The following is a 12310-nucleotide window of genomic DNA, read 5'->3' on the forward strand; positions in this document are numbered from 1 at the left end:
GAGAGTTCAGTAAGATTATCAGTAACCATTAATGTAACTGATCCGGCTACGCCAACAACGACTCTTGCATCTCAGGTTTTCTGTTCAGCAAATAATCCAACTGTTGCTAATATTCAGGTAAACCAAAGTAATGTAGTTTGGTATAACGCCGAAAACGGAGGAACACCAATTGCATCGACAGCAGCTTTAGTAAGCGGAGACTACTTTGCAGCAGTAAAAGATGCAACTACAAATTGCGAAAGCAGCATTAGACTAAAAGTTTCAGTTACTGTTGGAAGTTCAAATGTTCCTACAACAAATAATGCAGCTCAGAACTTCTGTTCAACAAGTGCTCCAACATTTGCCAGTATTCAGGTAAACGAAAGTAATGTGTCCTGGTTTAATGATGCAATAGGAGGAACAGCGATTCCATTAACAACAGCTTTAACTTCTGGTATTTATTATGGAGAAATCACAAATCCTTTAACCGGATGTAAAAGTGCAACCCGCTTACCAGTTACAATTACTATAGTTAATCCAATGCCAACACCTACAACAGGTTCATTAACACAAAACTTCTGTTCAGTAAATGCACCAAAAGTTTCGAATATTCAGGTCAACGAATCAAATGTAATTTGGTACAATACTGCAACCGGAGGAACAGCGATTCCTGCAACAACAGCTTTAGCTAGCGGTACTTATTATGGTGTTGTGGCGAGCGGTTCAAATTGCGAGAATCCGGTAAGATTGCAGGTTATAGTAAATGTAAATACACCAGGAATTGTTACTACTCCAAGAACAAGTCAGACATTCTGTTTGTCAGCAGCTCCTACAATCGAAAGTATTGTTGTAAATGAGGCAAATGTAGTATGGTATACTTCTGCAAATGGTGGAACGCCACTTGCTGCAAATACACCACTTACAGCGACAACATATTATGCTGCAGCACTTAACAATACAACGAATGGTTGTGAGGGTGCAACAAGATTAGGAGTAGCAGTTTCTTTTGAAAATGATGCACTGGTTCCAATCACTACTACAGATGATACACCGTGTGTTTTCCAGGGAGTAACGTATTCTATTGCCAACGGAAAATCAGATTATCTCTGGACAGTTGAAAATGGTACAATTACTTCTGGAGGAGGAAACGCTGACGGAACTGTAACTATCTCATGGTCTGACATCGGACCAGGAAAAGTAAGTGTTGTTTACATCAATACGTGTAATGAAAGAACAATTAAATCATTAAATGTAAATGTAGCTACTTGTTCTGATCTAACGATAACAAATACAGTGAGTAATCCTACACCTAATTTTGGTGAGCAGATCACATTTACCGTAACAGTAAACAATGTTGGTCAGGGTAACTTTATCAATACGATAGTAAGCGAATTATTACCAAGCGGATTTGATTTAGTAAGCGCTAGTACAACTGCAGGGACATATGATCTAACTACACAGCTTTGGACAATTCCAGCTTTAAATGCAGGACAAAGCGTAGTACTTACAATTGTTGCAGAAGTATTGCCAAGTGGTAACTATACAAACGTTGCAACTGTCGAAATTTCGACTCCTTTAGATGTTGATGCATCAAATAACTCGGCTTCAGTGACTGTTGTGCCAGTTTGTTTGACAGTGTACAATGAATTTACTCCAAATAATGACGGAGCGAATGATCTTTTCAGAATTGATTGTATCGAATCATATCCAAACAACGAGTTGAAAGTATATAACAGATACGGTTCATTAGTATATAGTAAACAACATTATGAAAATGATTGGGACGGAACGGCCAATGTGTCCGGAGTTATTAATAGAGGAGATATGCTGCCAACTGGTACTTATTTTTATGTGATAACCATCGGAGATGGAACGGTTAAGAAAGGCTGGTTATCTATAATGAGATAATCACTGTATTAATCATCTAATTAATTAAACTTAATAAGTATCGTTATGAAACTATATATAAAATCATTAGAAACGTATTTCATTCTAATATGTTCTTTTATTACATTTTGTGCCAGTGGACAACAAGATCCGCAGTACACACAATACATGTACAACACAATGTCGGTAAATCCTGCTTATACTGGATCTACCGGAACATTAGAAGCAACACTTTTGGGCCGTTCTCAATGGGTAGGAATTGATGGAGCGCCAGAAACACAATCATTTTCTATTCACTCACCGCTTCGAAACGAGAATATTGGTTTAGGACTAAGTATCGTAAATGACAAAATTGGTCCATCAAACGAATTGTATCTTGACGGTAACTTTGCGTATTCAATTCCATTAGGATATGATAAAAGATTAGCATTTGGTCTTAAAGCAGGTATGCGAATGTTGAATATAGATTGGTCTAAGGGTAGATTTTACAATAATAATGATGTTTTGCTAAATCAAAATATTGATAATCAAATGAAATTGGCTGTTGGAGCAGGGATTTACTATTATACTGATAAATGGTATTTAGGATTCTCGATTCCAAGTTTTATTCAAAGTAATTATTACGACGATGTTCAGGAATCTATAGATTATGATCGTTTACATTATTATTTAATGGGAGGTTATGTTTTTGATTTGAATCCGAATTTAAAGTTTAAACCCGCATTTTTAGTAAAAGCAGTAAATGGAGCGCCACTTACTGCTGATATATCAGCGAATTTTATGATTGCAGAGAAATTTGTAATTGGCGGATCTTATCGAACAGATGATTCTGTAAGTATACTGGCAGGTTTTCAAATATCCAGAAGTTTTTATGCCGGATATGCTTTTGATTACACGGTTAGTGATTTGAATAAATACAATGACGGAACGCATGAAATCATCTTGCGTTATCAATTCATGAAAAATCAAAGCAAAATCAAATCCCCTCGATTCTTCTAAATATAAAACCCTATGAAAAAATTATATATCCTTAGTTTGCTATTGAGTTTTACATTTGGTTTTGCTCAAAAGACTAATTTAAAAAAGGCCGATGCATTGTTTAAAAACTATTCTTATGTAGATGCTTCTAAAGCTTACGAAGAATGTTTGCAAAATATCGAAAATCCATCGGCTCAAACGTTAAAAAATGCCGCAGACTCTTATTACTTTATTTCTGATGCCAGAAATGCTTTAAAATGGTATAAAAGATTGTACGAAGTGCAAGGCAATAATTTAACAGATATCTATTACCTGCGTTATATCCAGTCAATGAAAGCCGTGATGGATTATGATGACGCAGATAAAATCACGAAGGAATATCTAAACAAAAAAGGAGATCAGAAAGAAATCAACAGATATGTTGCTCAAAAAAAGCAGCTGGATAGCCTGGCGAAAGCAAAGTCTCTTTATTCGATTAAAAATTTAGACATCAATACCAGTAAATCAGATTTTGGGGCTACTTTCTATCAGGATCGAATCGTTTTTACATCAGCCAGGGATACAACAAGATTTGCTGATAAATTGTATAACTGGAACAATCAGCCCTTTCTGAATTTGTATGTAGCTGATAGAAATCCAGCTGACGGAAGTTTGTTTAATGATGCGTTGTTTATACCCAATATAATGACCAAATATCATGAAGCAACAGCAAGTTTTGATGCCAACGGAAAAACAATTTACTACTCCTCGAATATTGTCAAGAAAAACAAATTAGTTACGGATGGAAATAGCGTAAATAATTTTCAAATACTTAAAGGTTCAATAGTAGATGGGAAAGTAGAAAATCCGCAAAAAGTTTTCTTTGATAATGAGGATTATTCTGTTGGGCACCCAAGTTTAAGCGATGATGGACAATTACTTTTCTTTGCATCAGATATGCCGGGAGGGTATGGCGAAACCGATTTGTATGTAGTGAAAATTGCAGATGACGGAACAATGAGTTCACCTCAAAATCTGGGACCAAAAATCAATACAATGGGTAATGATCTTTTTCCATTTTTTCGTAACGGAATACTTTATTTTTCTTCAGACGGACATTATGGTTTAGGAGATCTTGATGTATATGAAAGTGCATTTTTATCAGATGGAAGTTTCTCTACACCAAAAAATTTAGGTGCTCCTATCAACAGTAACAAAGACGATTTTACTTTTGTTATTGATAAAACGGGTACTTATGGGTATGTCTCTTCTAACAGAGCAGGCGGTAAGGGCGATGATGATATTTATTTTTTTGTAAAAGGAGAACCGGTTTGCAACCAGAATATTTCAGGAAAAGCAATCGATCACAAGTCACAATTACCAATAACAGATGTTACCGTTGTAGCTTACAATTCGTACAATGAAATTCTGGCAGAGACAAAAACAAACTACGACGGAAAATATGCTGTAACAGTACCTTGTAATAAAACAGTTCGACTAGTCGCTACAAAAACAAATTATAGCAACGACGAAAAAACGGTAGAAACTACAAAGGAAAATGAAGCAGAAATTACCGATGTCAATTTCGAATTAAGTAATTACGATGATCTTGTAGTTAAAAAGAAAGGAGTAGAAAAAGTAGATGTTAACCCCATTTACTTTGACTATAACAAATTTGATATAACACCTTTAGCTGTTGAGGAATTGGCCAAAGTAGTTTTTATTATGCGAAAGTTTCCTAATATTCGTATCAAAATCGAGTCTCATACAGATTCAAGAGGAAAAGATGCGTATAACCTTAAGCTTTCTGATAACAGAGCAAAATCGACACTTGATTATATTGTTGCGCAAGGTATTGATGCTTCGAGAATAGAAAGTGCAATTGGTTATGGCGAAAGCCGATTAATTAATAAATGTAAAAATGGAGTAAAATGTACTGAAGAAGAACATTTATTAAACAGACGCTCGGACTTTATCATTATTCAGAAATAGTTTTATGGTTGTATTCTTGTAATTTGGGGATTATTAGAATAAAATATAAAACGAAGAAACCATTTGGAAGTTGGTTTTGTTTAATTCTTTTTAAGAATAATGGGCAAGAAGAAAATCAAGTTGCATCGTTTTGCAACTTGATTTTTGATTTTATAAAAGTTTCATTTTTTGCTGTTTTTCAACAAAAATAATCCTAATTTTGATGTTCAGTTATTCTAAAACACAACCTCCAGTATTTTAATATTATATGAGTATTCAAGAAACAATTCAGACTTTAAGAGACGAACTTAATCAGCACAACTACAATTATTATGTGTTAGATAATGCCACAATTTCTGATTACGATTTTGATATAAAACTAAAAGAACTTCTGGATTTAGAAAATAAACATCCGGAATTTTTTGACGAGCATTCTCCAACACAGCGGGTAGGAGGAATGGTGACCAAGAATTTCAAAACCATAGAACATCAATACCGTATGTATTCTTTGGATAATTCTTATTCGAAAGAAGATTTGCTGGATTGGGAAAATCGAATTCAGAAAGTTCTGGGAAACGTGAATCTGCAATATACCTGCGAATTAAAATACGACGGAGCCTCGATAAGTATTACTTACGAAAATGGAAAATTGGTACAAGCCCTAACTCGTGGTGATGGTTTTCAAGGCGATGAGGTTACCAACAACATCAAAACAATACGTTCAATTCCGTTACAGTTAAAAGGAAATTATCCGGAAAGATTCGATATTCGTGGCGAAATTATTTTGCCATTTGCCGGTTTCGAAAAAATGAATCAGGAATTAATAGAAATAGGAGAAACGCCATATTCAAACCCAAGAAATACAGCATCAGGAAGTTTAAAATTACAAGACAGTGCCGAGGTTGCAAAACGCCCCTTAGAATGTTTATTGTATTTTGTAACAGGTAATAATTTGCCTTTTTCGTCTCAATATGAAGGATTAGAATCGGCCCGAAAATGGGGATTCAAAGTACCAACCGAAGCGAAACTAGTCAATAATATGGAGGAAGTTTTTGACTTCATTGATTATTGGGATGTGCACCGCCATAATTTACCTTATGAAACAGATGGAGTTGTTGTAAAAGTAAACAGCATTCAATACCAGGAAGAATTAGGATATACTGCAAAATCGCCTCGTTGGGCCATTGCTTATAAATTCAAATCAGAACAGGTTTCGACCCAATTAAATTCTATTACCTATCAGGTCGGACGTACAGGAGCGATAACGCCTGTGGCCAATTTAGCACCGGTACAATTGGCAGGAACAATTGTAAAAAGAGCTTCTTTGCACAACGCAGATCAAATAGAGAAATTGGATATTAGGATAAATGATACCGTTTTTGTTGAAAAAGGAGGCGAAATTATTCCTAAAATTATTGCCGTAGATTTATCAAAACGTCCTGAAAACTCAGAACCAACACTTTATATCACCCATTGTCCGGAATGCCAGACCGAGTTGGTCAGAAACGCCGGAGAAGCCAATCATTACTGTCCTAATTTTTACGGATGCCCTCCGCAGATTATAGGTAGAATCCAGCATTATATTTCAAGAAAAGCAATGGATATTGAAGGATTGGGAGGTGAGACAGTAGCTTTGCTTTTCAAAAATGGTCTGGTACACAATTACGCCGATTTATACGAATTAAAAGTAGAAGATATTTTGCACCTGGAAAGAATGGCAAAAAAATCTGCTGAAAATCTGGTAAATGGTGTAGAGAAATCTAAAGAAATTCCGTTCGAAAGCGTATTGTTTGCTCTCGGAATTCGTTTTGTTGGAGAAACCGTAGCCAAAAAATTAGCCAAACATTATAAAAATATAGATGCACTTAGCAAGGCTTCTTTAATGGATTTGATTTTGGTAGATGAAATCGGGGAAAGAATTGCCAGAAGTGTCATTGAGTTCTTTGAAAACGAAGAAAATCAAAAAATTATTGAATGTTTAAAAAGTTATGGCGTCCAATTTGAAATTGTTGAAAAAATCAACCCAAATGCTACTGTAAAATTCGTTGGAAAAACATTCGTTGTTTCTGGTGTTTTTACTCAATTTTCGAGAGATGAACTTAAAAAAGCCATCGAAGATAATGGAGGTAAAGTAGGAAGTTCAATTTCTGCAAAAACTGATTTTGTAGTAGCCGGCGATAACATGGGCCCTGCAAAATTAGAAAAGGCGAATAAATTAAATATCCCTATCTTGTCTGAGGAAGATTTTATAAACAAATTAAATGAAAGCGAATAAGCCGTCTTTGATTTTATTCTTTTTAGCCTTACTGTGTGCAATTATATTTGATTGTACACAACAAGATATTTTTACGCTCTATGCAAAAGCCGTTGTTCTTCCGGCAATATTCATTTATTTTTTAATAAGCAGCGAGTTTAAAATAAGTAAAACTGAAGGTTTAATTTTTCTGTTTTGCTTTGTAGGTCAGGTTTTTGATTTAATGGATGTTGAGGTTTATGAAATTGGCGGAGTAATATGTTTTTTAGCAGTTTACCTCTTATTAGTAATGATTTTTATAAAAGAACACGAAAAAATAAAATTAGCAAAAAAAGATATTCTACCCGTATCTATAGTAATTATATTTATAGTCTATTTGCTTGTTTCTGTTTTGAGTTTACAGTTCGATAATCTAAAGAAATTCAATATCATCTATGCTTTTTACGGAGTTGTGCTAAGCGTTTTAAGTTACTTTGCATTTGTAAGCTATATAACAAAAGGAACGCATTTAGCATTGTTAATGTCACTCATGGCCATTAGTTACATCTTTTCGGATATATTCTACATCTTCAATGAATACTTTTCGTACTCAATTGTCCTTGTTTTAATTCGTGACATTACGCAAATTTTGGCTTATTTCTTTATGGTGGAGTACTTTCTTGAAAAAGCCAAAATTCATAAAAAGATATTATACAATAATTGATCTGCCCTGATTGGTGTGTGCTTTATCTTTATCGAAATAAAAGTCAATTCGGCCTAAATTTATTCCGTAACAACCCACCTGATTAACCAATACATCTTGTCCTGCCTTATTTTTTACAATCGTAGGTTTGTCAAGAAAAGTATGCGTGTGCCCGCCAATAATTAAATCAATATCCTGAGTTTGTGCGGCAAATTTCAAATCAGAAATTTTAGATTCGTCGTCTTTGTATTTATAACCTAAATGCGAAAGGCAAATAACCAAATCACATTTTTCTTCTTTTTTTAATAATTGCGTCATATCCTGCGCAATTTCTACAGGATTGTTGTAAATAGTTTCCTTGTACATTTGTTTGTCTACCAAACCTGCAAGTTCAATTCCTACGCCAAAAACCCCAACTTTAATTCCGTTTTTATTAAATATTTTATACGGTTTTACAAGGCCGTTCATTACGGTATTCTTAAAATCATAATTTGAATTGATAAATTCAAAAGTAGCATGAGGCATTTGTGCATATAAACCATCCAGACCATTATCAAAATCATGATTTCCAATAGTCGATGCATCATATTTCATCATACTCATCAACTTAAATTCAAGTTCCCCGCCATAATAATTAAAGTACGGAGTTCCCTGAAAAATATCTCCTGCGTCTAATAAAAGAACATTTGGATTTTCCCTGCGAATTGTTTCTATAAGAGCAGCTCTTCGTGATACACCACCTTTGTTTGGGTTACGAGGATCATCAGCCGGAAACGGATCGATGTGGCTGTGAACATCATTAGTATGTAGAATCGTTAAGTGCTTAATATCGTTAGTTTCAAAACTGCTTAATGATAAACCTAAACTTAATAAGGCAGTACCTGCAGCTGTTTTTTCGATAAATTCTCTTCTTTTCATTTTGTATATTTTTTTGCGGAAACGATATTTTATTTTGCTATTTTTTTGCCACTGATTAAAAAGATTTGCGCAGATCTTTAATCTTTTAATCTGTGGCTAAAACTTTTTACGCGCACAGAAATGATTTGTTTTTTTATTCTAAATATGCGCTTGGTCTTTTTATTCTTCAGTAATTCGGATATTCTTTGCTAGCGGAATTGTATCAACTTCTTTAAAATAGTCAATCAACACATTTCGAAGTTTATAATTCAAATCAAATTTTTCAACCCCTTTAGCGAAAAAAGTCATGCTGTCTCCACCATTGGCTAAGTAATCATTTGTAGCTACATAATACACTTTGTTAACGTCAAGAGGTTTTCCCTGAATCAGGATGTTCTTCGCTTTATTATCTTTTGTAATTGTAAAGGTCATTCCGGATAAAGGCTGAGGTTTTTTCTCCTTAATAATATAAGCGGCAATTTCAAGAATTTGATCTCCCTTTAAAGCGATAACAACCAGATTGTTTTCAAAAGGCATAATTTCAAAAGCAGTTCTTGTAGTTACATTTCCTTTTGGTAAAATAGCGCGAATTCCACCGTGATTTAAAAGACATAAGTCAATGCTTTTCTTTTCTCGTGCCTTAAAAACAAGATTCCCTCTTTCTACACAAACATCGGCTAATAAACTGCCAATACTGGTTTGCCATTTTCCGGTACTCTTATCCAAAGTTTCCGGGCAGTATGCCAAAACGCTTTCTAAATCTTTATTAATATGATCGCGATAAGGTTTAATGAAATTTTCAATTGCTGGAGTTTCAGCGTTTTTTTCAGTGACCGGAATTTGTTTTCCTTCTATCTTCGTCAGGTTGTAATTTTTCTGACTGCAAGAAGTTATAAAAAAAAGTGTTAAGAATATAACAAAAAGTTTTAAAAATCCGTTATACTTTTTTAGTTTTACCATCTTAAATGCGACTTAAATAATTAATTTTGTAATCTGGCAAAAGTACTATGTTTTTAAATTATATAAAGGAATTTTTTGTAAAAAAAACATTAAATAAAAACTTGAATAATTTCAAAAATGAAGTTTTTACCAGTAATATACAAACAATTGGTTTACTGATCGATGAAAGCGATTTTGTTCATTCAAAAGAATTGGTTGATGAGCTTATTCTGCAGGACATCGCTCCTCAGAACATAAAAGTTGTGGCGTATAGAAGTAAATTTAAGGAAAAAGAAACGTATTTGATCCCTACATTTGGTAGCAAACATATCAATTGGAAGGGAGAAATTACCGAAGTTTTTCTGAATGAATTTATAGCAACAGAATTTGATCTTTTGATTAGTTATTATGATATCGAAACTGCAATTTTGATGACGATAACCAACCAGTCGAAAGCCAGGTTTAAAGTGGGATTTGCATCTGTAGATAAAAGATTAAATCGATGGATGATAGATACCACGATACAAAATTATAAACTTTTCGTTTTCGAATTGTTCAAGTATTTAAAGAGTATAAAATAAAATTATAAATTAGAATATGCAATCATTAATAGGAACTGGTGTTGCCCTTGTAACTCCATTTAAAAAAGACTTTTCAATTGATATCGAAGCTTTACAGCGTATCGTTAACTTTTCTATTGATGGAGGGGTTGAATATCTTGTGGTTATGGGAACAACAGCAGAAAATGCTACCCTGACACAAGCCGAAAAAGAATTGGTTATTACTACTGTAATCAATACTAATAAAGGAAGATTACCACTAGTTCTTGGAGTTGGAGGTAATAATACAATGCAAATTGTAGAGGAGTTAAAGACAGGGGATTTCTCGGCTTTTGAAGCTATTCTTTCTGTTTCTCCTTATTATAATAAACCAACACAGGAAGGTATTTATCAGCATTTTAAAGCCATTGCAGAAGCTTCGCCAATTCCGGTAATCTTATACAATGTTCCCGGAAGAACTTCTAGTAATATGTTGCCGTCTACAGTAATTCGTTTAGCAAATGATTTTGAGAATGTTGTAGCTATAAAAGAAGCTGCGGGTGATGTGGTACAGGCCATGCAGATAATTAAAAATGCACCAAAAGATTTTCTTGTAATTTCAGGAGATGATATGATTGCTTTGCCAATTGTTTTAGCTGGTGGAGCAGGTGTAATTTCGGTTATTGGGCAAGGTTTTCCAAAAGAATTTTCAGAAATGATTCGATTAGGACTAAATAAAAAGGTAAATGAAGCGTTTAAAACACAATACTTTTTGTCAGATTGTATTGATATGATTTTTGAGCAGGGAAATCCTGCCGGAATCAAACAAGTCTTTCAAGCCCTTGATATTGCTGAGAACACAGTGCGTTTACCATTAGTAAGCGTTGATGAATCGTTAGCAAACCGATTGAATGAATTTGTAAAAAACAGCATAAAATAAGAGTGAGATTGCCGGTATTTTAATATACCAAAAAAATATTTTGTAGTAGCTAAATTAATAACTAAATTTGCCACCGGAACTTCGGTGTGATTTTGCTTTGGCATAATTGTCTAAGAAATCATAATAAAAGTAAGAAAATGAAAAAAATAGTATCTCTATTAATTGTTGTTGTCCTTTTTTGTTCTTGTAGTGAATATCAAAAAGCATTAAAAAATGAAGATGTTGCAGCTAAATTTGAAGTGGCAACGAAGATGTACGAGGCAGGAAAGTATTCAAAAGCAATTCGTCTTTTTGAACAATTAGCGCCTTCTTACAGAGGGAAACCTCAGGCAGAGAAACTTTTTTATATGTTTTCGCAATCTTATTATAAATCAAAACAGTACTATTTAGCAGGGTATCAGTTTGAAAGTTTTGTTTCAGGCTATCCACGAAGCGAAAAAGTACAAGAAGCTGCTTTTTTAGGAGCTTTCAGTTATTCAAAATTAGCACCTGTTTATAGTTTAGACCAAACAGATACTCAAAAAGCATTAGAAAAATTACAAGCATTTATCGATAATTATCCAAACTCGGAATACATCGCACAGGCAAATGAGGCTGTGAAAATTTTGAATGGAAAATTGGAGAAAAAAGCATACGAAAATGCAAAAGGATACAATACAATTTCAGATTATAAATCAGCATTAATTGCATTTGATAATTTTATAGCTGATTTTCCTGGAACACCTTTTAAAGAAGATGCCCTTTTTTACAAATACGATTCGGCATATAAATTAGCAATAAACAGTATTCCTGCAAAAATGGAAGAACGTTTAAATGTGGCAAAAGTAGCGTACAATAACTTAATTAAGTTTAATGCTGCTACTAAATACAAAGAACAGGCAGATGAAATGAATGCCAGAGTTGAAACAGATTTACAAAAATTTACTAAATAAAAAAAAGTCATGGATTTAAAAAAGACGAATGCTCCTGTAAATACAATAACTTACAATAAAACAGTTATTGAAGAGCCAACAGGAAATGTGTATGAAGCAATTACCATTATGGCTAAAAGAGCAAATCAAATTAATTCTGAAATTAAAAAAGAATTAACTGAGAAATTAGAAGAGTTTGCTACATATAATGACAGTCTTGAAGAAGTTTTTGAAAATAAAGAGCAAATTGAAGTTTCTAAATTTTACGAAAAATTACCAAAACCACACGCTTTAGCAGTTCAGGAGTGGTTAGACGGTAAAACTTACCACAGAAGTTCAAATAAATAATATATA

General features: G+C 33.7%; 11 protein-coding genes. 9 read left to right on the forward strand and 2 right to left on the reverse strand.

Translation table 11 applies throughout. The features are described 5' to 3' along the window. The 5 genes from IRZ78_RS10655 to IRZ78_RS10675 all read left to right on the forward strand — a co-directional run. On the forward strand, positions 1-1887 hold a 1887-nt coding region (locus IRZ78_RS10655; RefSeq protein WP_194616525.1), incomplete at its 5' end, for a gliding motility-associated C-terminal domain-containing protein. Between the two features lie 45 nt (positions 1888-1932). Then, positions 1933-2865, forward strand: coding sequence for a type IX secretion system membrane protein PorP/SprF (locus IRZ78_RS10660; RefSeq protein WP_194616526.1), 933 nt, complete (start codon positions 1933-1935; stop codon positions 2863-2865). Between the two features lie 12 nt (positions 2866-2877). Beyond that, positions 2878-4815 carry an OmpA family protein gene (locus IRZ78_RS10665; RefSeq protein ID WP_194616527.1) on the forward strand — a complete coding sequence of 646 codons (1938 nt, stop codon included), beginning with the start codon at positions 2878-2880 and terminating at the stop codon, positions 4813-4815. Between the two features lie 247 nt (positions 4816-5062). Next, a complete protein-coding gene (gene ligA, locus IRZ78_RS10670; RefSeq protein WP_194616528.1) occupies positions 5063-7069 on the forward strand; it encodes an NAD-dependent DNA ligase LigA in 2007 nt (668 codons plus the stop codon). After that, positions 7056-7751, forward strand: a complete 696-nt coding sequence (locus IRZ78_RS10675) for a lysoplasmalogenase family protein (RefSeq protein ID WP_194616529.1) — start codon at positions 7056-7058, stop codon at positions 7749-7751. Before ligA ends, IRZ78_RS10675 begins: the two co-directional genes overlap by 14 nt. Here IRZ78_RS10675 and IRZ78_RS10680 read toward each other — a convergent pair. Further along, positions 7737-8648, reverse strand: coding sequence for a metallophosphatase (locus IRZ78_RS10680; protein WP_194616530.1), 912 nt, complete (start codon positions 8646-8648; stop codon positions 7737-7739). The two genes, IRZ78_RS10675 and IRZ78_RS10680, sit on opposite strands and share 15 nt — an antisense overlap. Before the next feature lie 159 nt (positions 8649-8807). Next, positions 8808-9587 carry a 5'-nucleotidase gene (locus tag IRZ78_RS10685; RefSeq protein WP_194616531.1) on the reverse strand — a complete coding sequence of 260 codons (780 nt, stop codon included), beginning with the start codon at positions 9585-9587 and terminating at the stop codon, positions 8808-8810. 101 nt (positions 9588-9688) lie between these two features. On the opposite strand from IRZ78_RS10685, the gene IRZ78_RS10690 reads away from it, so the two are divergent. The 4 genes from IRZ78_RS10690 (at position 9689) to IRZ78_RS10705 (ending at position 12304) form a co-directional block, all read left to right on the forward strand. After that, positions 9689-10147 carry a hypothetical protein gene (locus IRZ78_RS10690; RefSeq protein ID WP_228520436.1) on the forward strand — a complete coding sequence of 153 codons (459 nt, stop codon included), beginning with the start codon at positions 9689-9691 and terminating at the stop codon, positions 10145-10147. Between the two features lie 16 nt (positions 10148-10163). Next, positions 10164-11045, forward strand: coding sequence for a 4-hydroxy-tetrahydrodipicolinate synthase (gene dapA / locus IRZ78_RS10695; RefSeq protein ID WP_194616533.1), 882 nt, complete (start codon positions 10164-10166; stop codon positions 11043-11045). A 137-nt stretch (positions 11046-11182) separates the two neighbouring features. After that, a complete protein-coding gene (gene bamD, locus IRZ78_RS10700) occupies positions 11183-11977 on the forward strand; it encodes an outer membrane protein assembly factor BamD (protein ID WP_194616534.1) in 795 nt (264 codons plus the stop codon). A 9-nt stretch (positions 11978-11986) separates the two neighbouring features. After that, positions 11987-12304: a DNA-directed RNA polymerase subunit omega gene (locus tag IRZ78_RS10705; protein WP_008463064.1), complete on the forward strand. Its 318-nt coding sequence runs from the start codon at positions 11987-11989 to the stop codon at positions 12302-12304. The last annotated feature ends 6 nt before the right edge of the window (positions 12305-12310 follow it).

The organism is Flavobacterium sp. CSZ, assembly GCF_015350725.1.
Lineage (GTDB): Bacteria > Bacteroidota > Bacteroidia > Flavobacteriales > Flavobacteriaceae > Flavobacterium.

What these genes read in the sequence shown, in the direction of transcription:
- ligA (WP_194616528.1), top strand. Translation starts at nt 5,063, where the DNA reads ATGAGTATTCAAGAAACAATTCAGACTTTAAGAGACGAACTTAATCAG.
- dapA (WP_194616533.1), top strand. Translation starts at nt 10,164, where the DNA reads ATGCAATCATTAATAGGAACTGGTGTTGCCCTTGTAACTCCATTTAAA.
- IRZ78_RS10665 (WP_194616527.1), top strand. Translation starts at nt 2,878, where the DNA reads ATGAAAAAATTATATATCCTTAGTTTGCTATTGAGTTTTACATTTGGT.
- IRZ78_RS10685 (WP_194616531.1), bottom strand. Translation starts at nt 9,587, where the DNA reads ATGGTAAAACTAAAAAAGTATAACGGATTTTTAAAACTTTTTGTTATA.
- IRZ78_RS10675 (WP_194616529.1), top strand. Translation starts at nt 7,056, where the DNA reads ATGAAAGCGAATAAGCCGTCTTTGATTTTATTCTTTTTAGCCTTACTG.
- IRZ78_RS10680 (WP_194616530.1), bottom strand. Translation starts at nt 8,648, where the DNA reads ATGAAAAGAAGAGAATTTATCGAAAAAACAGCTGCAGGTACTGCCTTA.
- bamD (WP_194616534.1), top strand. Translation starts at nt 11,183, where the DNA reads ATGAAAAAAATAGTATCTCTATTAATTGTTGTTGTCCTTTTTTGTTCT.
- IRZ78_RS10705 (WP_008463064.1), top strand. Translation starts at nt 11,987, where the DNA reads ATGGATTTAAAAAAGACGAATGCTCCTGTAAATACAATAACTTACAAT.
- IRZ78_RS10660 (WP_194616526.1), top strand. Translation starts at nt 1,933, where the DNA reads ATGAAACTATATATAAAATCATTAGAAACGTATTTCATTCTAATATGT.